Origin of the sequence: Halobacillus rhizosphaerae (assembly GCF_046719735.1) — a bacterium.
GTDB lineage: Bacteria > Bacillota > Bacilli > Bacillales > Halobacillaceae > Halobacillus_B > Halobacillus_B rhizosphaerae.
Map to the genome: position 1 here is coordinate 158,254 of NZ_JAUTWQ010000006.1, position 21,473 is coordinate 179,726.

At 41.1% G+C, this 21,473-nt stretch carries 25 protein-coding genes; 9 read left to right on the forward strand and 16 right to left on the reverse strand.

Annotated features, from left to right (window positions below):
* Window positions 1-51 precede the first annotated feature (51 nt).
* Window positions 52-1,566: a glycine betaine uptake BCCT transporter gene (locus Q7A53_RS08525; RefSeq protein WP_411788724.1), complete on the forward strand. Its 1,515-nt coding sequence runs from the start codon at window positions 52-54 to the stop codon at window positions 1,564-1,566.
* Window positions 1,567-1,641: 75 nt separating this feature from the next.
* Here the strand turns inward: Q7A53_RS08525 and Q7A53_RS08530 are convergent, their stop codons facing one another.
* Window positions 1,642-1,812 (reverse strand): hypothetical protein, encoded by a 171-nt coding sequence (locus Q7A53_RS08530; RefSeq protein WP_411788725.1) that lies wholly within the window; start codon window positions 1,810-1,812, stop codon window positions 1,642-1,644.
* Window positions 1,813-1,967: 155 nt separating this feature from the next.
* Here Q7A53_RS08530 and dhaK point away from each other — a divergent pair, with 155 nt between their 5' ends.
* The 3 genes from dhaK to dhaM are packed head-to-tail and all read left to right on the forward strand — an operon-like array spanning window position 1,968 to window position 3,990.
* Window positions 1,968-2,975: a dihydroxyacetone kinase subunit DhaK gene (dhaK, locus tag Q7A53_RS08535; RefSeq protein ID WP_411788726.1), complete on the forward strand. Its 1,008-nt coding sequence runs from the start codon at window positions 1,968-1,970 to the stop codon at window positions 2,973-2,975.
* Window positions 2,976-2,977: 2 nt separating this feature from the next.
* Window positions 2,978-3,598, forward strand: a complete 621-nt coding sequence (dhaL, locus tag Q7A53_RS08540; RefSeq protein ID WP_411788727.1) for a dihydroxyacetone kinase subunit DhaL — start codon at window positions 2,978-2,980, stop codon at window positions 3,596-3,598.
* Complete coding sequence (gene dhaM, locus Q7A53_RS08545) at window positions 3,598-3,990, forward strand: dihydroxyacetone kinase phosphoryl donor subunit DhaM (protein WP_411788728.1); 393 nt, start codon at window positions 3,598-3,600, stop codon at window positions 3,988-3,990. The genes dhaL and dhaM overlap by 1 nt, the downstream gene beginning before the upstream one ends.
* Window positions 3,991-4,181: 191 nt before the next feature.
* On the opposite strand, the gene gndA is transcribed toward dhaM, so the two are convergent.
* On the reverse strand, window positions 4,182-5,570 hold the full coding sequence (gene gndA, locus Q7A53_RS08550) for an NADP-dependent phosphogluconate dehydrogenase (RefSeq protein WP_411788729.1): 1,389 nt from the start codon (window positions 5,568-5,570) through the stop codon (window positions 4,182-4,184).
* Window positions 5,571-5,621: 51 nt separating this feature from the next.
* A complete protein-coding gene (zwf, locus tag Q7A53_RS08555) occupies window positions 5,622-7,076 on the reverse strand; it encodes a glucose-6-phosphate dehydrogenase (RefSeq protein ID WP_411788730.1) in 1,455 nt (484 codons plus the stop codon).
* Window positions 7,077-7,413: 337 nt separating this feature from the next.
* Between zwf and Q7A53_RS08560 the strand changes: the two genes are divergently transcribed.
* Complete coding sequence (locus Q7A53_RS08560; RefSeq protein WP_411788731.1) at window positions 7,414-8,523, forward strand: oxidoreductase; 1,110 nt, start codon at window positions 7,414-7,416, stop codon at window positions 8,521-8,523.
* 37 nt (window positions 8,524-8,560) lie between these two features.
* On the opposite strand, the gene Q7A53_RS08565 is transcribed toward Q7A53_RS08560, so the two are convergent.
* Window positions 8,561-9,634 (reverse strand): AI-2E family transporter, encoded by a 1,074-nt coding sequence (locus Q7A53_RS08565; protein WP_411788732.1) that lies wholly within the window; start codon window positions 9,632-9,634, stop codon window positions 8,561-8,563.
* Window positions 9,635-9,980: 346 nt separating this feature from the next.
* Here Q7A53_RS08565 and Q7A53_RS08570 point away from each other — a divergent pair, with 346 nt between their 5' ends.
* The 3 genes from Q7A53_RS08570 to Q7A53_RS08580 all read left to right on the forward strand — a co-directional run bounded on the left by Q7A53_RS08570 (window position 9,981) and on the right by Q7A53_RS08580 (window position 11,559).
* Window positions 9,981-10,142, forward strand: coding sequence for a Fur-regulated basic protein FbpA (locus Q7A53_RS08570; RefSeq protein WP_411788733.1), 162 nt, complete (start codon window positions 9,981-9,983; stop codon window positions 10,140-10,142).
* A gap of 90 nt (window positions 10,143-10,232) precedes the next feature.
* Window positions 10,233-10,535, forward strand: coding sequence for a MerR family transcriptional regulator (locus Q7A53_RS08575; protein WP_411788734.1), 303 nt, complete (start codon window positions 10,233-10,235; stop codon window positions 10,533-10,535).
* Window positions 10,536-10,755: 220 nt separating this feature from the next.
* Window positions 10,756-11,559, forward strand: coding sequence for an alpha/beta hydrolase family protein (locus tag Q7A53_RS08580; protein ID WP_411788735.1), 804 nt, complete (start codon window positions 10,756-10,758; stop codon window positions 11,557-11,559).
* Between the two features lie 53 nt (window positions 11,560-11,612).
* Here the strand turns inward: Q7A53_RS08580 and Q7A53_RS08585 are convergent, their stop codons facing one another.
* The 4 genes from Q7A53_RS08585 to Q7A53_RS08600 form a co-directional block, all read right to left on the reverse strand.
* On the reverse strand, window positions 11,613-12,014 hold the full coding sequence (locus Q7A53_RS08585; RefSeq protein ID WP_411788945.1) for a DUF4181 domain-containing protein: 402 nt from the start codon (window positions 12,012-12,014) through the stop codon (window positions 11,613-11,615).
* Window positions 12,015-12,191: 177 nt separating this feature from the next.
* The gene (locus Q7A53_RS08590; protein ID WP_411788736.1) at window positions 12,192-12,527 is read right to left on the reverse strand and encodes a CHY zinc finger protein; all 336 of its coding nucleotides are present in this window, start codon (window positions 12,525-12,527) and stop codon (window positions 12,192-12,194) included.
* A 140-nt stretch (window positions 12,528-12,667) separates the two neighbouring features.
* Window positions 12,668-13,294 (reverse strand): flavodoxin family protein, encoded by a 627-nt coding sequence (locus Q7A53_RS08595; protein ID WP_411788737.1) that lies wholly within the window; start codon window positions 13,292-13,294, stop codon window positions 12,668-12,670.
* Between the two features lie 76 nt (window positions 13,295-13,370).
* Window positions 13,371-13,844: a GNAT family N-acetyltransferase gene (locus tag Q7A53_RS08600; RefSeq protein ID WP_411788738.1), complete on the reverse strand. Its 474-nt coding sequence runs from the start codon at window positions 13,842-13,844 to the stop codon at window positions 13,371-13,373.
* A 209-nt stretch (window positions 13,845-14,053) separates the two neighbouring features.
* Here Q7A53_RS08600 and Q7A53_RS08605 point away from each other — a divergent pair, with 209 nt between their 5' ends.
* A complete protein-coding gene (locus Q7A53_RS08605) occupies window positions 14,054-14,326 on the forward strand; it encodes a hypothetical protein (RefSeq protein WP_411788739.1) in 273 nt (90 codons plus the stop codon).
* 146 nt (window positions 14,327-14,472) lie between these two features.
* Here Q7A53_RS08605 and Q7A53_RS08610 read toward each other — a convergent pair whose 3' ends face one another.
* The 8 genes from Q7A53_RS08610 to Q7A53_RS08645 form a co-directional block, all read right to left on the reverse strand.
* Window positions 14,473-15,576 (reverse strand): ABC transporter substrate-binding protein, encoded by a 1,104-nt coding sequence (locus Q7A53_RS08610; RefSeq protein ID WP_411788740.1) that lies wholly within the window; start codon window positions 15,574-15,576, stop codon window positions 14,473-14,475.
* A gap of 15 nt (window positions 15,577-15,591) precedes the next feature.
* Window positions 15,592-16,371 (reverse strand): ABC transporter ATP-binding protein, encoded by a 780-nt coding sequence (locus Q7A53_RS08615; protein WP_411788741.1) that lies wholly within the window; start codon window positions 16,369-16,371, stop codon window positions 15,592-15,594.
* Between the two features lie 13 nt (window positions 16,372-16,384).
* Window positions 16,385-17,206 carry an ABC transporter permease gene (locus Q7A53_RS08620; RefSeq protein WP_411788742.1) on the reverse strand — a complete coding sequence of 274 codons (822 nt, stop codon included), beginning with the start codon at window positions 17,204-17,206 and terminating at the stop codon, window positions 16,385-16,387.
* 194 nt (window positions 17,207-17,400) lie between these two features.
* Window positions 17,401-18,087: a hypothetical protein gene (locus Q7A53_RS08625; RefSeq protein ID WP_411788743.1), complete on the reverse strand. Its 687-nt coding sequence runs from the start codon at window positions 18,085-18,087 to the stop codon at window positions 17,401-17,403.
* Window positions 18,084-18,824 (reverse strand): hypothetical protein, encoded by a 741-nt coding sequence (locus Q7A53_RS08630; protein ID WP_411788744.1) that lies wholly within the window; start codon window positions 18,822-18,824, stop codon window positions 18,084-18,086. Before Q7A53_RS08630 ends, Q7A53_RS08625 begins: the two co-directional genes overlap by 4 nt.
* Window positions 18,793-19,701, reverse strand: coding sequence for an ATP-binding cassette domain-containing protein (locus Q7A53_RS08635; RefSeq protein ID WP_411788745.1), 909 nt, complete (start codon window positions 19,699-19,701; stop codon window positions 18,793-18,795). Before Q7A53_RS08635 ends, Q7A53_RS08630 begins: the two co-directional genes overlap by 32 nt.
* Window positions 19,702-19,703: 2 nt before the next feature.
* A complete protein-coding gene (locus Q7A53_RS08640; protein WP_411788746.1) occupies window positions 19,704-20,171 on the reverse strand; it encodes a GntR family transcriptional regulator in 468 nt (155 codons plus the stop codon).
* A 62-nt stretch (window positions 20,172-20,233) separates the two neighbouring features.
* The gene (locus Q7A53_RS08645) at window positions 20,234-21,166 is read right to left on the reverse strand and encodes an exonuclease domain-containing protein (protein ID WP_411788747.1); all 933 of its coding nucleotides are present in this window, start codon (window positions 21,164-21,166) and stop codon (window positions 20,234-20,236) included.
* Window positions 21,167-21,473: the final 307 nt, after the last annotated feature.

Genomic DNA, 21,473 nt, shown 5'->3' on the forward strand with positions numbered 1-21,473 from the left:
ACTAATCACTTCCATATCGAGAAAAAATTGAAAACTTGAAAGGAGAAGAAAATGAAAAAAGTTACGAACGTGTTCTGGATCACCTTAGCCATCACACTTGCCGCATCATTCTGGGGTGTATTTGCTCCGAAGAACTTTGAGTCCATCTCAGGAAATGTAAAGAACTTCATCTCCACTCACTTTGGCTGGTATTATTTACTCATCGTTACTTTGTTTGTCATATTTTGTATCTATTTAATATTTAGTCCTTACGGAAAGATAAAATTAGGAAAACCTGATGATAAGCCAGACTACAGCTATTCCACTTGGTTCGCTATGCTTTTCAGTGCAGGTATGGGAATTGGGCTAGTCTTTTATGGAGCTGCCTCCCCCATCTCCCACTATATTAAAACTCCTCCCACAGCTGAACCAGGCACAACGGAAGCGATTAGAGATTCTATGCGCGTAACGTTCTTCCATTATGGAATCCACGCATGGGCCATTTATGCCATCGTCGCCTTGATTCTTGCTTATTTTAAATTCCGACATGACAAACCAGGTTTAATCAGTGCCACTCTTGAACCGATTTTCGGCGACAAAATGAAAGGTCCGTGGGGTACAGCGATCGATGTTATTGCTGTATTTGCAACAATCGTTGGCGTAGCCACTACCCTTGGATTTGGTGCTGCCCAGATTAATGGAGGATTTACTTATTTACTGGATGTAGAAAAGCAATACTGGATTCAGCTGGTGATTATTCTCATCGTAACCGTGCTGTTTATGCTATCTGCTTATACTGGTCTTAGTAAAGGTATCAAGTACTTAAGTAATGCGAATATGATTCTTGCCACTATCCTTTTCTTAGCCATGCTGATTATTGGACCGACTCTTTATATTCTCAACACGTTTACGGATACAATTGGAGCTTATGTACAAAATTTAGCCACTGAAAGTGTACGTCTTGCTCCTAATAACGATGACGAACATAAATGGATCATGGACTGGACAGTCTTTTTCTGGGCATGGTGGATTGCATGGTCTCCATTTGTAGGTATCTTTATTGCTCGTGTTTCCAAAGGACGTTCCATTCGTGAATTTCTATCCGGTGTGCTGCTTGTTCCATCTGTAGTCAGTTTTCTATGGATGAGTGCTTTTGGTGCAACAGGTATTCAAACACAGGAAAAAGGTGCCGACATTGCAAGTCTTCCTGATCCTCAGGTATTGTTCGGGGTCTTTGATCATTTTCCATTAAGCATAGTGTTATCGGTTATTGCCATGATGCTGATCGCCACGTTTTTCATTACTTCTGCCGATTCAGCAACCTTTGTTCTTGGAATGCAGACAACGAACGGGTCTTTAAACCCGCCTAAAACCGTTAAGTTTGTATGGGGAGTTGCTCAGTCAACCATTGCGGCCGTTCTCTTATACTCAGGTGGTCTGCAAGCATTGCAAAACGCCTTGATAGTTGCGGCATTACCGTTCTCCTTTATTATGCTTCTCATGGTGTACTCGTTGTATAAATCATTACGCCAGGAAAGAGCAGAACTTCAACTTAAAAAAGATGAAGAAAGCACGAAATCAGCTTAAATCAAACGCCAACAAGATTAGAAAACCCCGAACTAAATTGGTTCGGGGTTTTTGATGATTGTCCAGCCTCAATGTTTATTGCTGGTTTGATTGAAAACCATTTTGCTGGCTGCCGTTCAGCATTTTCGCTACACCCGGCATCATGTTTTGCAGCTGGCCCGATTGGCCTGTCATCATGCTATAAGCTGCGGCTCCAATTCCTACAGATGCGATCATGGGTAACCATTGTACATTTTTCTTCTGCATTCTGGTTCACTCTCCTATCCATATTGTCTGAAGCCTTCTTAGTTTCTCCGCTAATGTAAGGTTTATGTTAGAGAACTATTTCCAGCAATATTTGCTCTCTTCTTTTAAGGATGCTTCGAAGCGGGTATAGTCAACTATCTTAAGGAGGCATGATGATGAAGAAAATAATTAATGAACCAAATGATGTAGTTACTCAAATGCTCGATGGTATGGTGAAAGCCCACCCTGAACGATTAAAACGATTAGAAAATACCACTGTTCTCGTTAAGAAAGAACTGACACCTGATAAAGTGGGAGTAGTCAGCGGCGGAGGAAGCGGCCATGAACCTGCTCATGCGGGTTATATTGGAGACGGAATGCTCGATGCTGCAGTCAGTGGAGAGGTATTCACCTCCCCTACCCCAGACCAGGTATTAGCAGCGATCAAGGCCGTGGACCAAGGCAAGGGAGTTCTGCTTGTTATTAAGAATTACACAGGAGATGTTATGAATTTCGAAATGGCCGCCGAAATTGCCGAAGATGAAGGAATTGAAGTGGCGCAGGTGGTAGTTAATGACGATGTGGCAGTTGAAGATAGTACTCACACAACAGGACGCCGCGGAGTTGCCGGTACATTATTTGTCCATAAAGCAGCAGGGGCAGCCGCAGCACAAGGCTCCTCTTTAAATGAAGTAAAAAATGCTGCAGAATCGGTCATTCAAAATATTAAATCCATCGGAATAGCGCTATACCCTGCAGAAGTTCCTGGTTCAGGAAATCCAGGATTTGAAATTGGAGAAAACGAGATGGAATTAGGAATTGGAATTCATGGTGAACCAGGTATGGAAACGACCGAAGTTTCATCCGCAAATGACATAGCTGAACGTCTCGTCGATCAAGTACTTCCAGAACTTAATCTTAAGAATGGAGACGAGGTCACCGTCATGGTAAATGGGTTAGGGGCAACTCCGCTCATGGAGCTGTATATACTCTCCAATCATATTCACGATTTAATTAGAGAAAAAGGGGCGGTCATTTCAGATACACACGTTGGTAATTTCATGACAGCCCTTGAAATGACCGGTGCCTCATTAACGGTATTAAAACATAATGAGGAAATTAAATCACTGCTTAAGCAGCCCTGCAACACTTTAGCTCTAAACATTCAGAAAGAGGAGGCATAACAATGTTCACAGCAGACTCTGCCAGAAAGTGGATTCAACTATCAGCTAAACAAATCCAAGAAAATAAGGACCAGTTATCCCAATTAGATCAGACACTTGGAGATGGCGATCACGGCCTTAATATGGAGCGCGGCTTTAATGCCGCTGTCGACCAACTCGATCAAGACACCACAGATGCCGGAAAAGTCTTAAAAGGAGCCGGAACTTCGTTATTATCGAAAATCGGCGGAGCATCCGGACCTCTCTACGGAACCTTTTTCATGAAAGCGGGAACGAGTTTAGGCAATCAAGATCGTGCAGATGTTCAAGAACTTAGCAAAGCTTTTAGAACAGCCGTGGACAACCTTAAAAAAAGAGGGAAAACAGAGCAAGGCGAAAAAACGATGGTCGATGTATTAGAACCTGTCACAGAGTTTATGGAAGGCCAAAAGGATACGTTGGACCCTGATGAGCTCGAACAAAAAGCGGCAGACGCATTAAATAAAGTAATAGAATTTGAAGCGAAAAAAGGACGAGCAGCTTATTATAAAGATAAATCCATCGGAAAACAGGATGCAGGCGCACAGTCAGCCTACTACCTCATAGCAGCCCTTGCCACGGTTTTGAAGGAGGGTGAAGAATAATGTCTCTCGTCGGTCTAGTGATTGTCTCTCACAGCCCTGACATTACTAAAGGGTTAAAAAAGATGTTAAATGAAGCAAATTCTGACGTTCAGGTCTGTGATGCTGGCGGTACAGAAGATGGAGAAATGGGAACAAGCGCTATAAAAATCCAGCAAGGTGTAGAAGAAGTGAATCAAGGCGAAGGGGTCTTAATTCTAGTCGATTTCGGAAGTTCGGTCATGAATGCTGAAATGGCAATTGATATGCTGGAAGAAAACACGAAAGTAAGAATCGCTAACGCCCCTTTCATCGAAGGAGCTTACAGCGCTGTAATGGAAGCAGGCTTCGGAAAAACGGTTGATGAAGTGGCGGAGGCTGCAGAGAAAGCAAGAAATATCAATAAAATAAATTAGTTCAATGTTAGAACCTTTTGCTGAGTAGAAACAAGTCACCTTCCCATCTGTAGGTTAACCCCCCATTCAACCACTTAGTAAAAATTAAATATAATTAAAACCCTGAAGCCTTGTTAGACTTCAGGGTATACTACAAGGAATGACGCTTTAGGGAGCTCATTCCTTTTTTTATTTAGATTCAGTTTCAACCTTTATTTTTTAAGCCATTCCGTGTGAAACGTACCTTCTTTATCAATACGCTGATAGGTATGTCCCCCAAAATAGTCGCGTTGAGCCTGCAACAGGTTCGCAGGAAGACGTTCAGAGCGATAGCTGTCAAAATAAGCTAATGCTCCAGAGAGCGCCGGCACTGGAACTCCACGCTGGATGGCTAATGAGACCACATCACGCAAGGAAGATTGATACGATTCCGTTACACCTCTAAAATATGGATCAAGCAGTAAATTGCTAATATCTTCTTCACGATCATAAGCTTCTTTAATCTTTTGCAAGAATTGAGCACGAATGATACAACCACCTCTGAAGATCATAGCAATATTACCGTAGTCAAGATTCCAGTCTTTTTCAACGGATGCCGCACGCATTTGAGCAAATCCTTGAGCGTAAGAACAAATTTTACTTAAATAAAGTGCTTGTCTAACGGCTTCAATTACTTTTTGTTTATCACCAGAGAACTCTGGAATCTCAGGTCCGCTCAGAATGGAAGAAGCTTTCACTCGTTCTTCTTTCATAGCAGAAATGAAACGTGCAAATACGGATTCCGTAATAATAGGTAGAGGAACGCCCAATTCAAGCGCATTCACGCTTGTCCACTTTCCTGTTCCCTTTTGTCCAGCTGTATCAAGAATAACATCAACGAGAGGTTTTCCCGTTTCCTCATCAACTTTGGTGAAAATATCTGCGGTAATTTCAATTAAGTAGCTATCTAGTTCACCTTTATTCCATTCAGAGAACACTTCATGAAGTTCTTGTGCAGAGAGTCCAACAATATTTTTCAAAATATAGTACGCCTCTGAAATCAATTGCATGTCGCCATATTCAATGCCATTATGGACCATTTTTACATAATGACCCGCTCCATCAGAGCCGATATAGGTCGTACAAGGAACACCATCTGCTTGAGCAGCAATGGATTCAAAGATAGGTTTTACAATTTCATAAGCTTCTTCCTGGCCTCCTGGCATTAGAGAAGGTCCTTTCAACGCACCTTCTTCTCCCCCGGAAACACCTGCTCCTATGAAATGTATCCCTTTTGTCTCCAAATGCTGGCTTCTTTCCACCGTTTTCTCATAAAAGGTGTTTCCGCCATCAATCAATACATCCCCTTTATTTAATAGAGGAATAAGGTCGTCGATGATCGAATCGACCACGGTGTGAGGAACCATCATCCAGACGACTCTTGGTGATTCTAAAGAGGTGACTAGTTCTTCTAAACTAGAAACTCCTGCCGCACCGTATTCTGCTAACCTTTCTACTGACTGAGGGTTTACATCAAAGGCAACTACTTCATTTCCATTATTCATTAAGTTCTGAGCTAAGTTAAAGCCCATATTTCCTAAACCAATCATGCCTATTTTCATGTTTGCTACTCCTTTATTCTTGAAAATTTCCTCTATATAAGGGAAGGGTGTTTACCACCACTTAAAGCCGTCTTTCTCTACTAACTGCTCTGCTGCATCCGGTCCCATTGTACCTGCTTCATACAAATGAAGTGGTACAGTATTCTGTTTGAATGCGTCTAAAATGGGTTGAACCCATTTCCAGGATAATTCTACTTCATCCCAGTGAGCAAAGAAAGTCGGATCCCCAAGCATCGCATCATATATTAACAGCTCATACGCTTGCGGTAAATGCTTGTCATTAGCTGAGAAGTTAATATTTACCGGTTCAATCTTTCCGTCTCTGAGCAGATTCTTACTGTTAATCTGCAAAGTGATACTCTCATTGGGATTGATTTCAATGGTAAGCAAATTAGGGGAAGTTTGTTCTTCCTCCTGATCGTAAAGACCCTTCAATGGATTCTTGAACTCAATAACAATACGCGTTGATTTTTGGGCAAGCCGTTTTCCTGTTCTTAAGTAAAAGGGCACCCCTTGCCAGAAGCTATTGTTAATATTCAATTTTGCTGCCACAAAGGTGTCATTTTGTGAAGAAGCGCTGACGCCTGTCTCCTCTGTATAGGCGTTTACTTCCTCTCCATCAATATCGCCGCGGGTATACTGGCCGCGCACGACTTGTTCTTCCAAGGTATCTTCTTGTAAAGGTTCTAAAGCTTCCATGACATTTTTCTTAACTTCTCGGATTTGTTCCGGGCTGATCTTCTGAGGAACATGCATAGCTGTCATCATTAGCATTTGCAGCATATGATTTTGGAGCATGTCACGAACGGCCCCTGACTGATCATAGTATCCCGCACGCTTCTCAACGCCAACCGTTTCACTCGCCGTAATCTGCACATTAGAAATGTATTGATTATTCCAAAGCGACTGAAGCACAGGATTGGCAAATTCAAGGGTTTCTAAATTCTGAATCATCGGCTTCCCAAGATAGTGATCAATCCTGAATATTTCTTCTTCATTAAATGCCTCACTAAGATTTCTATTTAATTCTCGAGCTGTCTCTAAATCATTTCCAAATGGCTTTTCTATAATTAATCGTTTCCAGCCGTTTGTCTGGCTCAGTCCGCTTTCCTTAATATTTGCGGCAATCACTTCAAAGAATTTAGGAGCAACAGATAAGTAAAATAAACGGTTTTGAACGATGTTAAGCTCTTCTTCTCTCTGAAGCATTAAATCTTCAAGTTTAAAATAATCCTCAGGATCCGTCACGTTCAATGAGCAATAGCGGAAATTCTGCAGAAAGCTTTCCATACTCTCACTGTCTGCCTCGTGGTCAGAGTAAGTATGCACCGCTTCTTTCACATGGGCTTGAAGGGTTTCATGACTCCATTCTCTTCTTCCTAATCCTATAATCGAAATGGCTTCGGGCATCATCTTATCCATGTATAAATTAAATAGAGCCGGATAAATTTTTCGCTTAGCTAAATCACCCGTGGCTCCAAATAATACAAACGTCATAGATTCCAATTGCTTTTCCTCCACTTTCTTATATACTTTTGATCATTTAATGTTTTATCACGGCATTGATTTAAAATCACACCATCCATATTAAAAGATTAAGCTGGAAATCAAAAGTAAAATGTTTTATCGATGGATAGAGCTTTCTTTATCCTCTCCTTTAATTCTGCTTCTAATCGGCGGCCCTGCTTCAGCCGGTTAGCTGTTACATTAAAGGTTTCCCCGAAATACTACACAAACACTAAGTGTAGAATAACCTTCGTGTAAAGACAAGCGGATTTCTTGTATTTAATCCTTGGAAGTCTTTACTATTAGTCATGAAAGCCTTAAGAAAGGATGTGTTCACATGAAGGAACGTTCTTTATTTTCAGCTACTCAACTTAAAAATGAAACGTTAAACAATCGATTTGTTGTCGCGCCTATGACCCGCATCAGCGCCGACAACAACGGCCAAGCTAACGAAACGATGAAGCATTACTATGAACGTTTTGCAATCGGCGGGTTTTCTGCTGTGATTTCTGAAGGAATTTATCTAGATGAAACGTACAGCCAAGGGTATGAAAACCAGCCCGGCCTTGCCAATGCAGCACAAGCAGAATCCTGGAAACCAGTCGTAGATGCTGTAAAGAAACACGGAACCACATTTATCGCACAACTCATGCATGCTGGCGGGCAAAGCCAGGGAAATGCTTATGAGAGTGAAACCATCGCTCCATCCTCCATAGCACCAAAAGGTGAACAGTTAGGCTTTTACGGCGGGTCCGGCCCCTTTCAAAAGCCAATGGAAATGAGTAAGCAAGACATCGAGAAGGTAAAAGAAGCCTTTGTACAGAGTGCCCTTCATGCAAAAGAAGCAGGATTCGATGGGATCGAGCTTCACGGAGCCAATGGTTATCTCCTTGATCAGTTTCTAACCGATTATTTAAATCAGCGTACTGATGAATACGGGGGATCTCTGGAGAATAGAATTCGTCTGCTTTTGGAAGTTATTGAGGAAGTTCGCACCGCAGTTGGGGAACAATATATGGTCGGTATCCGTATATCCCAGGGAAAAGTTGCTGATGCAGACCATAAATGGGCCGGTGGGGAGAAAGATGCCGAATACCTCTTCTCTACACTCGGGAAAACTTCCTTGGATTATATTCATGTAACTGATGGAGATGGGACGGCACCATCTTTCGGAAACGGCACACGAACTTTAGCTGCAGCAGCGAAAGAATTTGGCGGTTTACCGGTAATTGCTAATGGAAAGCTGGGAGATCCAGAAAAAGCGGAAAGGACAATTCGTGAAAACGAAGCTGACTATGTTTCTCTCGCAACTAGTGCTCTTGCTAACCCAGATTTCCCAAATAAAGTATCAGCCGGCATTGAAAGAAGCGCCTTTGATTTTGAAAAAATCCTCTTACCTAAAGCAGAAATCAAAGATCATGAAATTAATATGAAATTAGTTAAATAATAAAAAGAGCTCCTGTTATTCGGCAGGAGCTCTTTCACTATTCAGGCGAAGACCGCAGTTTGAAAAAGTGGTATAGATACTTCACTAATACTTTAATAACAGAATATAAAGGAATGGCAATTAACATTCCGACGAATCCTTTCAGGGCAGCGGCAACAATTAATAAGAAGATAATTGTCAAAGGATGCAAGTTAAGTTTGCTCCCAAGTACGACAGGGGCAACTAGATTCCCTTCCAGCTGCTGAACAATGACCATAACTCCGAGAACATAAAGCGCCATCATCGGATCCTGCATCAGCGCCACCACAATAGCGGGAATAATCCCAATGATAGGACCGAAGAACGGTACCACAGCGGTTAAGGTAACAAATATCGCAAGGATCAAACCGTAATCCAATCCGATAATGAGATAACCAATATACATAAGAATACCATCTACGATTGCTACTGTAACTTGGCCAATCGTGTAAGCCGCCAGAGTCTGGTCGATTTTTCTCAGTAAACTCTTCCCTTCTTCTACATGTTTTTCAGGAATAGCTCTCAATAGAAACGGAACTAAACGATCCCCGTCTTTAAGAAAATAAAAAAGGACAAAAGGTACAATCACCAGTACGGTCGTCATTCCTGTTAAAGCACTGACAATTTGCGTTAAATGATCACCAATTGTTTGCGTAATGCCCCCAAAATAATGCGTAATCTTATTGGTAAGCGAGTGAGTGGAGATCATCCCCATATCATTTTGCTCAATATTCTCTTTTGTTTTCTGAGCTGTCTCTTTAAGCTGCTGAGGAAGTTGGGAAATATTATTCACCTGCTCTTTAATAGTTCCAGACAGTAAGCGGAAAGCAGCATAACCTAATCCTCCTATCGCTCCAAACACCACTAAAATCGCCAATGAAACAGGCAGGTAAAGTCTTCCTGCCAGCCATCTGACAATCGGACGAAGAATGTAAAAAAGAAATCCCGCAATTAATATCGGGTAAAATAGCGTACTAATGATGGTTTTCACCGGTGTAAACAAATCGAGCTTAGCTAATAAATAGGCAAATAACAAGACCAGAATTGCGCCCGTAATATATTTAAAAAATGGATGTTTCGCCCACATTTTCATTCTCCTTTCTCCTTGTATTGATCAACCACTTTATGTAGTTACCCTAATTTCTTCTCCTTTTACCATCCCTTGATAAATTTTAGTTAATTTAGGAGGAAGTTTTTTGAACAATATCTTCCTATTGTTAGATTAACTCTCAAAATAAATGAAACAAAAAATAATTTATGTTAGATTTCCTCACATAACAAGTGACATAAATGACAAATTCCTTTAACCTTTATATAACAAACAACACAGAAAGGAAAGAAACATATTCACCGTGAAGCATTTGAAACCCCACGTCCATTAAAAAAGAGCCCGTCGTTTAATAAACCGTTATAAATACCAAAAAACAGAGGTGAAGATTGTGAAAATCAATTACTTACGAAATGCCGTTGAGAAAATGAAGCAGTACTATATTAAAAGATTAGTGGATGGCGGAGTCATTAAAGATACGGACGGTACGATTCAGTCCCTAACCTTAACAGAACTAGAGGCACTCGTTAAGCGCATGGATCGTTACAGGTGAGATCATTCATGTTATATTTCCTAACATCATTATTGTAAGTCATTTTTCACTTGAAGTTTGAGTAGAAAAGATACTCAAGGAGGAGAAATTATGTCTTCATATAAAGATAAGAAAGTCATTTCGATTGGAACGGTGAATGAATTAACCGGGCTGACTTTACGTCAAATCCGTTACTATGAGGAACGAGAGTTAATTTTCCCTGAACGGACCAAACGCGGAACAAGAAAGTACTCCTTTGCGGATGTGGAATTGCTGATGAAGATCGCCGATAAGCGGGAAGAAGGGGTGCAGACCTATGAAATCAAAGAAGATATGCTTCATGAAAATAAAGAAAGAGTGATTGAACATATGCTCCGAGGTCAATTAAATGCGCATTTCAGATTAAATAAATAACTTAAGTACCAGCATGAATCTTATCAACCAGTCAAACGGTCTTTCTCTGATATTCAATCGGAGAAAGGCCGTTTTAATTTTCTATGAGCTGTTTGGTAAATAGAAAAGATCCCCTTGGTTAAATCATTCCTCCATAATATGAGATACTTAGGTTGAAAAACCGTACCCCCTGGATTGCCCGTGATCTTGTGTCAGCACATTTAAGAATGGAGGAATACATATGGAAAAGATTTATTATGGAGAAAACGAAAATCAATTCGGTGAATTGCGCCTGCCCGCTGGAAGTGGACCGCACCCAGTTGCCATCGTCATTCACGGAGGATTCTGGAGAGAACCTTTTACTCTGGAGAGCACTGAAAAGGCAGCAATAGCCTTAACGGATGAAGGGTTTGCTACATGGAACATTGAATACAGGAGAGTAGGACAAGAGGGTGGCGGGTGGCCAGGAACCCTTTTAGATGTAGCAAGAGCAGCCGATCATCTATTTACTCTTACAGAAACGCATCCCCTGCAAGTAGATAAAGTGGTGACGATCGGACATTCAGCCGGTGGACAACTCGCTTTGTGGCTAGCTGGACGTCACCCTCTGCCAGCAGACAGTGAACTTACCTCCACGGACAAGCCTCTCCCTGTTTCAGGAGCGGTCAGTTTAGCCGGAGTCAATGATTTACAACTGATGTATGATGTCCATAACTTCAGAGATCAAACGTTGGCACAAAAAGCGAATAATCCGGTTGCCGAACTTCTGCTTGGGACTCCTGAAGAACAGCCTGTCAGGTATAAGCAGACATCGCCCATTGAGCTTCTCCCTTTAGGCGTTCCCCAGGTTTTAATACATGGTTCTTTGGATATTAATGTACCGATTGGAATAAGTGATCATTATCACAGAACGGCAGAAAACGCGGGGGATTTCGTGAAGTTTGTGGAGCTGCCGGAAGCGGAGCACTTCAAATTAATTGATACATCAGATCCTGCTTGGGAAACGATTGTAGAAGAAATGAATTTGCTGATCATGAACGAATGAAATCAAAACCTTCTGCAGCTCGCTTGCCCTTTTGAAGTGGGCTGCGGAAGTTTTTAATATAGGACTAGCTGAATGAAGAAATATCCGCTTAGCAGATATACAAAGTTACAAAGCGGGAGAAGGTACGCACGGCGGTTACTGTCATGTTTCCACTCCATGATCGCCTGGAGAATGAGAACGACGGCACCATACAGGAGAATGACATATTCCAGGACATACGCTTTCCCAGGATAAGCCGCTCCAAAAAATAGAACAAACAGGACGTAAACAATGGTTATGAAGACGTGGTACTCCATGTGACTTTTATTAACAAATTGGTTCGCAAATCCTCTCTTCTTCTTTTCCACCCCAAGTTTTTTACTTAGAGTTCGATGGAAAAACCAGAACCCGGCCAAGTAGACGAGGAGGACGAGCCCTAATTTTAAAAAATTCACGGAATCAAATACATAGGCCATCAATTAAATATCGCCTCCCGTTCGGCATCATACAAATAAAACTAGCTGTCATCGATAGAGATTCTTATTTGATTTCCAAGAAAACCTCAATAGAACCGTCTTTCCAAGGAGGAATAAATCGAGTGATTAAACGAACGCAAAGAGCATCAAACCCAACTATTGACCTCAAAGAATCGTTTATTTATTGTTCATATCAAAATAGAGAGGAAAATGGTTGCTGCACCTTTCATTAAATGGGTGTGTACAATGAGGACATTCTGAAGCAGACATATATGTATGAATGGCAAGTTCTTTTCCGCAACTTCCACAGAGAATCGCTTTCTGCTCCCATTTATCTTTCGGCCACTTTTCCGGAGAATGGTCCTCAAGTTCCTCATGACAATCATAACAGGCATAGTATTCCTGACAGCAGTAGAACTTAATAGCAATAATATCAACTTCTGTATGGTAGTGGGCACACCTTGTCTCGCGATCTACCTCTAATCCTTTAACTATTGGTTTCTTGTTATTCATGACCATCCTCCTTGATAAAAGTATAACATTGGATTACCCTCACTTTTAAGCACTTCCTCTACTATTAATCGGTAAAAACCATGAGCTGACACAGCCTAAAAAAAAGAGGCTCCCTATTGGAAGCCTCTCCCTTACATCACTTATTCCATTGTGTTGCCCACTGCCGGAATTGGGTTACTTTTGAATGTTCGAGCTAAATGCATGGTATTATAAGCAAGCATCTCTACATGCTTTTTAGTAAACTCATTCTTGAGTCCTTCCGCTTCTACAAATGATGGACCCGGCCCAGCTTCTCCCACCCAATAGGTATCCGCATTAGGCGGGATTATAAAACCAAGGTGAGATAACGCATACAAAATAGACGAAGCTGCTTTCTTACCGCCATCTTCATTTCCTGTTACCACTACGCCGGCAACTTTATTGTAGAAAATGGATTGTCCTTTTTCATTAGTTACACTGCTGCTTCCATCAAGTCTTTCAATCGCAACCTTGGCCAGACTGCTTTTTTCTCCCAGCCAAATAGGAGTAGCCAGAATAACGATATCGGCTTCTATTACTTTTTCAAAAATCTGCGGCCATTCGTCTCCATCCCCCATGTCTTCTCTCACACCAAAGGGAATATGATAATCTGCTAATCTGACAAACTCGCTGGTCACATCTTCCTGGTCATATATGTCACTGACCGCTTTAGCTAAAGCGGCCGTATTAGACGGTTCCTCGGATGATTTCAACGACGCGTTTAAAAACAATGCTTTTAACTGTGTCATGGTTAACCTCCTGTATTTTCCATTTATTGTGTTCATACCCAATTCATCTATAATTAACACTTCATTAAATTTTCATTTATATCTCTTTGGATAGAGTGAACAGCCTTCTTTGCCTCCCTCTAAAAATTTCCCAGGAAGGCTCTTGCGATAATCGAAAACCGTTTTTCATAAAAAACTGAAGGCTTGCCCAATTATCTTCATACACTTCTGCCTTTACACTTTCCACTCGCTTAAGCTGTTTAATCTCCTGCAAAAATATTCGCAGCGCCTCGGTCCCGATGCCCCTGCGCCTCTTATTGGCAACCACAATTCCAATGAAGTTCTCATCGGATAAAAACAGCTCCACTTTACCTGCCAAGATTCCATCGGTTTCTATTGCCTTCAAATAAAGATTTGGCTTTTCACCACGGAAATAAGCAGCGTAGGAATCCATAAATTGTTCCCTCGTCCTGGGCTGGGAAATACCCGTTTTAACCTGAAGTTCTTCATCCAATTCCCAGCTGTGTATCTCTTCTAAATGCTTATCTTGTATATCCACGACCTTAATCATGGCTGCCACTCCCTCTAAGAATAATCTCTGAATTTGACGGGTCTGAAAAGTTTTATCATGCATAGATTGATAGGGAAGAACACCTTATACAAACGTACCTGAATACTTTTTTTCTTTTTTATATTAACAAATTGGATGTTTTCCTCTTGTAATTAGTGTGAATATTCCGTAAAATCAATCTTAATTTATTATTATAAAAAATGAAGGATGTGTACGTATTGGAAAATCAAAATTTAAATACGCTCTATAATGTCTGTCCTCTTTGTCACGGCAGTGGAAAATATGAAGAATACGATGATAGCAAAGCCAACATGCTTGTAGATCATTACCAGCGGGTAAATCACGCAAACGGGGCTCAAGCTTGGAAACTGGCGGTAGAGGAAACGAGTTACGAGAAAGAATGCTATTCCTGCCGCGGTAATGGCAGTGTGCTCAATGATGAAGGTAAGAAAATGTATCAGCTTCTTAAGCAGTATGCCTAGGTTCAATTAGGATTTACAGCAAAATTTAGATTTCAGGGCAAACCCCTTAAAATCACGGGTCATCTCATTTTTACGCACCCAAACCAAAACCAGCCATAAGTCCTGAAAAAAGCCGCTGTCTCTCTGTGACAGCGGCTTTTTTATCTTTACTTTTTATATTCTCCTATAACTTCAACCGCTTTATCGGTAATCGACGTATCAATGGCTTTATTGAAATCAAACGTTCCTCTTGTTGCACCATTTTCTTTATACATGTCATATTGGCTTTTAATATCATCAATAAACATTTTTCCATCTGGATCAAGCCCGGTTACAGAAACCTTTTCCCAAAGTTTAGGATCTTTCAGTGCGGTGTACTTCGTCATGCTCTTAATGACTTCATCTTTTCCTTCATTTTTAATAAAGGCATCATTGTAATCCCGTACTCCTTTTAAATAAGCAGCCATAAATCGCAGGGATACATCCTGTTCATCCTTAACAAATTCTGGAGATCCGAGCACCATGGCAATTTGTGCATCTGGGGCAAAATCAGAGGCATCACCTAAGCGCGTATGAATGCCTTGTTCAGTACCTTGAGTAATCAACGGCTCAATTTGCAGAGCTGCATCAATCGAACCATTGGCCATCGAAGCCAGCATGTTCCCGAAGTCTGACATAAGTACAAATTCCACGTCATCGTCAGTCAGTCCTGCGTACTCAAGCATTTGATGGAAAATGTAATCATCTACGGCATTTCTAGAGGAAACGGCAATTCGCTTGCCTTTTAAATCAGAATAATCATTGATCTTACCTTCTAAATCTTTTCTAATCACGAAGGAGAAATACGATTTACCTTTGATATAATGGCCTTTGTCCGCAATGATTTTCACATCTATCCCTTGTGCAATAGCGTTGAAAAACGAAGCTGTGGATATCCCTCCAGCAATGTCTACTTCTCCAGAAGCAAGAGCCGGGAGCATATCATCACTGTTGGCAAACTGAGTAAATTTCACATCAATATTATAGTCGTCAAAGTAGCCTTTCTCCTTAGCAATATAGAATCCCGCTCCAGATGCTGCCCCGTCTTCCGCGATCACTACGGTAGCTTTCTTCTTCAATGGGGCTAAATCTCCAGAAGGATTATCCTTACTTACTTGAATTTCTTCATTCATCGCATTCTTATCATTTGATTGATCCTTCCCACAACCGCTGATCAGCATGGCGAACATCAACATAGGAATGATTAATAAAAGCTTCCAGTTTCTCACCATCATTTCTCCTCCTGCCTAAATTCTAGACCCTTGAACCTCTGCTTGAAGATGGTTCCAAATTTCCACGAAATGCTGAGACATCCCTTGGTCTGCCCGCACCTGCTCCATCGTTCTCGGTCTTGGCAGATCAATCGTCTTCTCATCGACAATTCTGCCAGGCTGAGCACTCATTAACAAAATCCGATCACTAAGAAGCAGCGCTTCATCAATGCTATGGGTAATAAACAGCACCGTCTTCTTAGTTTCCGCCCAAATACTTAACAACTCTTCCTGTAAAATGAATTTATTCTGTTCATCAAGTGCGGCAAACGGTTCATCCATTAATAAGATTTCCGGATCATTGGCAAAGGCCCGGGCAATGCTGACTCTTTGCTTCATGCCACCTGAGAGTTCTTTTGGATAAAGCTTTGCGAATTTATCCAATCCTACCTTCTCCAAATAGTACCGAGTTCTTTCCTGCACCACCTTTTTAGGCAGGTGCCTCATTTTAAGTCCAAATGCCACATTTTCTTCGACCGTTAACCAGGGTATGACTCCTCGCTCTTGAAAAACCATCGATTGGAGCGGCCGGTTCTCCTTACCTTGAGCAATCGTGAAATCCCCGACGCTCGTCGTCTCAAGCCCCGCCAGAATCCGAAGCAGCGTTGTTTTACCGCATCCGCTTGGTCCTACGATACATACAAATTCCCCATCTTTGACATCTATGTTGATCTCCTTCAAGGCAGTCACACTGCTGCCCTTCTTATAGAAAACCTTCGTTAGATTCTGCAGAGATATTTTGGTATTGTCCTGCATGCCCATCCCTCCTCTATCTCCATGGCAGCAGTTTCTTCTCAAACCCTCTTAATATCAAGGAAAATAGATAGCCAAAGAAAGAAATCAGCACCAGTCCGACATACATTTCTTTTAATAGGAAGGCACTATATGACGTCCAGATTAAGTACCCTATTCCAGAAATAGCGCCCATCATTTCAGCGGCCACGATGGTTAATAAGGCGATCGCCTGCCCCATTTGGATTCCTTCAATCATGACAGGAAGTGCCCCCGGCAGCGCTATTTTGAAAAAGAAATCCCTGCGATTTGCTCCGTAATTCTTTGCTACATCCAGGTAAATCCGGTCGATGTTGATGACTCCGGCTACCGTATTAATGATCACAGGGAAAAACACGCTGCCTGCAATCGTCACAATCTTAGAAACTTCCCCAACGCCAAAAATAATCAAAATAATCGGCAATAAAGCGAGCGTCGGTATGGGCATCAACGCCATGATTAACGGCGAAAAGAAATGCCGAAGCGGGGAATACAGCCCCATCAGCAGACCGAGAATGATGGCAGGTATGACCCCTAACAAAAATCCAGCGAAAATCCTAAATAATGAAATCTCGATATGGCTGAATAGATCTCCGCTTGCGCCCATTGTAAGAAACGTGCCGACAATTTCACTCGGCGGAGGGAAGAAACGAGCATCTACCAGACCTGTACGGGATAAAAACTCCCACACTAGTAATATAAATATCGGCGAAGATATGGTAAGTAATTGTTTAAAGCGATTTTTTAATTGTCTTTTCTTCCATTCTTCTTGTTCAACTGCAACAGGATCGTGTACCTTGTTTACAGCGTTGTGCCTCATCCTTCACCACCTCTTTATCCAAAATCATATGTATATCTGCCTAGAAGTGTGCTTCCAGCTTAAGCTAGTGTGTCTTTTCAAGGGTAAAAGTGATATCAGCGTTCAGTTTTGGCTGACAAATTCATTTATGGCATAAAAAGAACCCAAACCAATTGATAGCATGGTTCGGGTTCTGAAATAAGGGGATTTTTTCTTTAATGCACTTCCACAATGTAAGCAGCATTTGTGTCTACCTTTACTTCTTCCGGTACCTCTAAATACATAATGGACGAACCGAAAGAAGAATTCGAATTAACATCAACATGATTTTCATTCCCAGAGAATTGCTGAAAAGGAAACTCGTGCTGGAATAAGGAATAGTGTTGTGTTGCAGGATTTGTGTAATTAACATTGATAACCGTTCCTGCTACCTCTACCTCAGGAATTGGAAGCTCATCGATTTTTCTCCCTTCAATACGGGAAGGACTTTGATAATAAGAAGCTTTTATTTTTTTACTATTAGATTTTTTGTCTAAATAAATCATTAACATCCCATAATCCGAGGGATCGTGAAGAGTAATTTTTTTATTATCATAAGGAAATTCCCATTGTTTTTTCAGATATTCATTGGATACTTCTGAGGTTTTTCCACTTCTTAGTAATCGTTCCATCTTAATGCGTTGCGCCTGCACCTCAGCATAACTCAGGCTTTCAGCATTTGCATTTTGTTTGTCAGGAAGCGTAAAAGAAATCAGGACAGCAAGCAATAATATAGCTGCATATCCACTTAACAACAGGGTACTGCTTCTATATTTTAATCTTTTTCTTGGTGTGGACCTTTTTTTAAAGCTTCCGGCTGCAAGAAAAATGATTACTACTAGCACAAGTAAGACAACAATCATCGTTTCACCTCCAAACGACTGGCAATCAGCATCGCACAGTAAAACAGGATACCTATCGTAACAATCATTTTGCTCAAAAACACGATAAAGGCCGATTCCTCAAAATAAAACTGGTAAAGCCCCTTAGAGAATTGTTCGGCATGTATAAAGAAGAAACCGATAAATAAAGCAGAAAGAACAACCACAAATACTCTGTGAACCTGAATAATCATTCCGGCTAAGTAACCGATAGCACTAAAGAGCAAAATAAATAGGATCGTAGCTATGATTCCCATTAACAATAGGAGCGGCTGGTGAGAGATTCCATTATCGACCACTTGATGATCTCTCCATATATAATAGACTAGCACTCTCAGCAGATACCCCGATCCAACCGCCATTATCCCCCCTATAACACTTGCAGTGACAATAAAAGCGATAGATGAAATCACGCTGCTGAAGCGATTCGTTACAAATATAAAATCATCCTGCCGGTAAGCTTTAGTAGTCAATAAAAGGGAGGACATCAGGCCCCATAAAAAAGTGAAGATGATGACTATGTCCGCTGAATAAGAGGTATAATCGAGTTTTATCGATTCAGTGTTCATTCCTCCTCCCCTCACTCCTCCTAAAGAAAACAAAATTGCCACGAGTTGAATAATGACAAGAGAGCTAAACACACTTTTATAAGAATTCCACTTGAATTTATATTGTTTCTTTACAATTTCACTGAGGCGCGTCTCCGTTAAGTACATCATCTACCCCTCCTTTTTCATCCTTTGTTAAATAGAGAAGAATCTCGCTTGCAGACACAGGACTCACCTTAATTCCTTCTCGCTTCATGCTGATCATTTCTTCATCTGAGTAAGTGTTTTCTGCAACAGCATAAGTCTCTTCCAATACTTGACGTTCTTCTAACACTCGTTTTCCTGCAAGCCAGGCATTCACCACATTTCTACTTCCTTGCAGGCGTATCCAGCTTTCTTTTAACTCTTCCACCGACTGCTGCAAATAGACTTCGCCTTTATGCAGCAGGATAACTTCCTCAATGAGATCTTCCATCTCCTCAAAATGGTGATTGGAAATAATAATCGTCCGCGGGTAAGCTAAATAGTCTTTTAATAACGCACGGTAAAAGTCTTTCCGGGCAGCCGCATCCATCCCGGTGGCCGGTTCATCAAAAATCGTGAGCGCACAACGAGAAGCTATTCCAATAATGGCATTAAACACGCTTTCTTTCCCTTTAGATAAACTCTGATGAAATTGACTATTTTCAAAACCAAAGTAATCAAACAAACGAAACGCAAGCTCATGATCCCAGTTGGAATAGAAGCGTTTAGCTTCCTTAAGAATCTCAGCTAAGGTTAAGCTCCCAGGAAAGTCCATTCGATCATCTAGATAAAGTGAATTGGCCGATACCAGGAGGCTGTTAAAAGGATTTTTAGAAAAAACTTCGATTTCCCCCGATGTGGCTCTAGTTAAACCGGCGATTATCTTCATCAGCGTGGTTTTACCAGCTCCATTCCTCCCGACTAACCCTACGATCTTATTTTCTGTGATTGTCAAAGATACTTGATTTAACACATTGAAATGCTGATAGCTTTTCGTTAGCTTTTTGCACTTAACTATTTCCATAGTTAGTTCTCCCCCTGACGTTTCACTTCTTTTAATAAATCAATCAGCTCATCTTCCGAGAGGTGTAACCGGTTTCCCTCCTGAATAATTTCTTCCATAAGCTGCTTCAGCGTCTGGTTTTTCCGTCTATCTGTGATGATTACCTTGGCCTTTGCCGCTACGAATTTCCCAAGCCCCCGTTTGTCATACAGCACCCCTTCCTCAGCAAGCCTCGTTAAACCTTTGGCCGCTGTGGCCGGATTGATGTTGAACATATCTGCCAGTTTATATTGTGAATAAACCTTCTCATCCTCTTTTAAGTTTCCATTTAAAATTTCGCTTTCAATCCAATCTGCTATCTGAATGTAAATAGGTTTATTTCCACCGGTGTTAAGGATCAAATTCTTCCCTTCTTCCCAAATGAGTGCATTAGTGATGTAATGTAGTATATTACTTAAATGAAATAAACACAAGAACTTTTTTCCATTCATAATAAACGCCCCAGGGATAGGCTATTCCTGGGGCGTTCAATTCACTACTATTCTTTTAATTCTTAACTATTTAAGAGTGAAAAAAATTGCTGTTCGGAAATAATTTCAATCGGATATCCCTTTGCCTTCAGCCACTCCGCTTGTTTCAATTTACTGCTTTTTTCTCCATCTTTCATTTTAGAATACGCTTTATTGCCAATGACGACATAATTCGTTTTGGTATCCACAGTATCAAGGCAGTACCCTCCGCCTTTCAATACTTTTTCTTCTGCATCTTTTCTTCGTAGATTTTCAAGCGCACCCGTAAAGACAACTGATTTATTAAAGAGCGTTTGACTTGGAACTACTTCAGAGGAAGCTGCTACATAATCGCGGACCGAACGGGACCGTGATTCTTTTCTTTTTCTCTTACTAGCACGTGCCGGCTGGTAGCCCGTCTTAAATAATCGTCCATTCTCTGTACGGGTCCTTTCCTCTAAGTCCTGAACACTGGTGATATCGTGATGTTCACAGGCTTGTAACAATACAATAGCACACGCATGAGCATCCTCCAGAGCATGGTGGTGTTCAAAAGAAATATTTAAAAAATTGGAAAGCGCATCTAGGTTAAAGCGCCCTAAATGCGGCCACGTTTTCTTCGCTATATTTACCGTACAATTATAAGTCAGATCAGGGTAAGGGAGTTGGTATTCATCCAGCACCTTTCTCAGGACACTCATATCAAAGCTGGCGTTGTGGGCAACGACAAGTTTGCCCTCCACCCTTTGCTTAATCTCCTCTTGCCACAATTGATCAAATTCTTTTTCATCTTTCACATCGTTTTCTGTAATTCCATGAATGCCAATATTAATTGAATGGAAATAGTTTTGCTTTGGTTTCACCAATTGATAGTATTCATCAATCAACCGTCCATTCTGATATTCTACTAAACCAATTGAGCAAACACTGGATCTAGAAGAGTTAGCTGTTTCAAAATCGATCGCTACAAAGTTCATTCTCCCACTCCCTATGTATCTTGAATCTATCTTATTATCTCCTATCCTTACTTGCAACTATATGCTTCTATGCTGGAAGCAGCAATCCTTAAGAAAATAAAAAAGCTCACGCGAGAAACACGTGAGCTTAATATTTATCGGAATGGGGTTTCTTTTAAAATCAACTGAATATATGCAAGTGTTTTTTGAAACGTGATAGTCATAGTTAAAACTATGGTTGCATGTCAAAATACTTTAAAAAGTTCCAGGATTACCGATAAATACTAGAAGGGGATTTCCTTTAGGTAATCAAGACGATTCAAAATAG

What these genes read in the sequence shown, in the direction of transcription:
- Q7A53_RS08525 (WP_411788724.1), top strand. Translation starts at nt 52, where the DNA reads ATGAAAAAAGTTACGAACGTGTTCTGGATCACCTTAGCCATCACACTT.
- Q7A53_RS08530 (WP_411788725.1), bottom strand. Translation starts at nt 1,812, where the DNA reads ATGCAGAAGAAAAATGTACAATGGTTACCCATGATCGCATCTGTAGGA.
- dhaK (WP_411788726.1), top strand. Translation starts at nt 1,968, where the DNA reads ATGAAGAAAATAATTAATGAACCAAATGATGTAGTTACTCAAATGCTC.
- dhaL (WP_411788727.1), top strand. Translation starts at nt 2,978, where the DNA reads ATGTTCACAGCAGACTCTGCCAGAAAGTGGATTCAACTATCAGCTAAA.
- dhaM (WP_411788728.1), top strand. Translation starts at nt 3,598, where the DNA reads ATGTCTCTCGTCGGTCTAGTGATTGTCTCTCACAGCCCTGACATTACT.
- gndA (WP_411788729.1), bottom strand. Translation starts at nt 5,570, where the DNA reads ATGAAAATAGGCATGATTGGTTTAGGAAATATGGGCTTTAACTTAGCT.
- Q7A53_RS08560 (WP_411788731.1), top strand. Translation starts at nt 7,414, where the DNA reads ATGAAGGAACGTTCTTTATTTTCAGCTACTCAACTTAAAAATGAAACG.
- Q7A53_RS08565 (WP_411788732.1), bottom strand. Translation starts at nt 9,634, where the DNA reads ATGAAAATGTGGGCGAAACATCCATTTTTTAAATATATTACGGGCGCA.
- Q7A53_RS08575 (WP_411788734.1), top strand. Translation starts at nt 10,233, where the DNA reads ATGTCTTCATATAAAGATAAGAAAGTCATTTCGATTGGAACGGTGAAT.
- Q7A53_RS08580 (WP_411788735.1), top strand. Translation starts at nt 10,756, where the DNA reads ATGGAAAAGATTTATTATGGAGAAAACGAAAATCAATTCGGTGAATTG.
- Q7A53_RS08585 (WP_411788945.1), bottom strand. Translation starts at nt 12,014, where the DNA reads ATGGCCTATGTATTTGATTCCGTGAATTTTTTAAAATTAGGGCTCGTC.
- Q7A53_RS08590 (WP_411788736.1), bottom strand. Translation starts at nt 12,527, where the DNA reads ATGAATAACAAGAAACCAATAGTTAAAGGATTAGAGGTAGATCGCGAG.
- Q7A53_RS08595 (WP_411788737.1), bottom strand. Translation starts at nt 13,294, where the DNA reads ATGACACAGTTAAAAGCATTGTTTTTAAACGCGTCGTTGAAATCATCC.
- Q7A53_RS08600 (WP_411788738.1), bottom strand. Translation starts at nt 13,844, where the DNA reads ATGATTAAGGTCGTGGATATACAAGATAAGCATTTAGAAGAGATACAC.
- Q7A53_RS08610 (WP_411788740.1), bottom strand. Translation starts at nt 15,576, where the DNA reads ATGGTGAGAAACTGGAAGCTTTTATTAATCATTCCTATGTTGATGTTC.
- Q7A53_RS08615 (WP_411788741.1), bottom strand. Translation starts at nt 16,371, where the DNA reads ATGCAGGACAATACCAAAATATCTCTGCAGAATCTAACGAAGGTTTTC.
- Q7A53_RS08620 (WP_411788742.1), bottom strand. Translation starts at nt 17,206, where the DNA reads ATGAGGCACAACGCTGTAAACAAGGTACACGATCCTGTTGCAGTTGAA.
- Q7A53_RS08625 (WP_411788743.1), bottom strand. Translation starts at nt 18,087, where the DNA reads ATGATTGTTGTCTTACTTGTGCTAGTAGTAATCATTTTTCTTGCAGCC.
- Q7A53_RS08630 (WP_411788744.1), bottom strand. Translation starts at nt 18,824, where the DNA reads ATGATGTACTTAACGGAGACGCGCCTCAGTGAAATTGTAAAGAAACAA.
- Q7A53_RS08635 (WP_411788745.1), bottom strand. Translation starts at nt 19,701, where the DNA reads ATGGAAATAGTTAAGTGCAAAAAGCTAACGAAAAGCTATCAGCATTTC.
- Q7A53_RS08640 (WP_411788746.1), bottom strand. Translation starts at nt 20,171, where the DNA reads ATGAATGGAAAAAAGTTCTTGTGTTTATTTCATTTAAGTAATATACTA.
- Q7A53_RS08645 (WP_411788747.1), bottom strand. Translation starts at nt 21,166, where the DNA reads ATGAACTTTGTAGCGATCGATTTTGAAACAGCTAACTCTTCTAGATCC.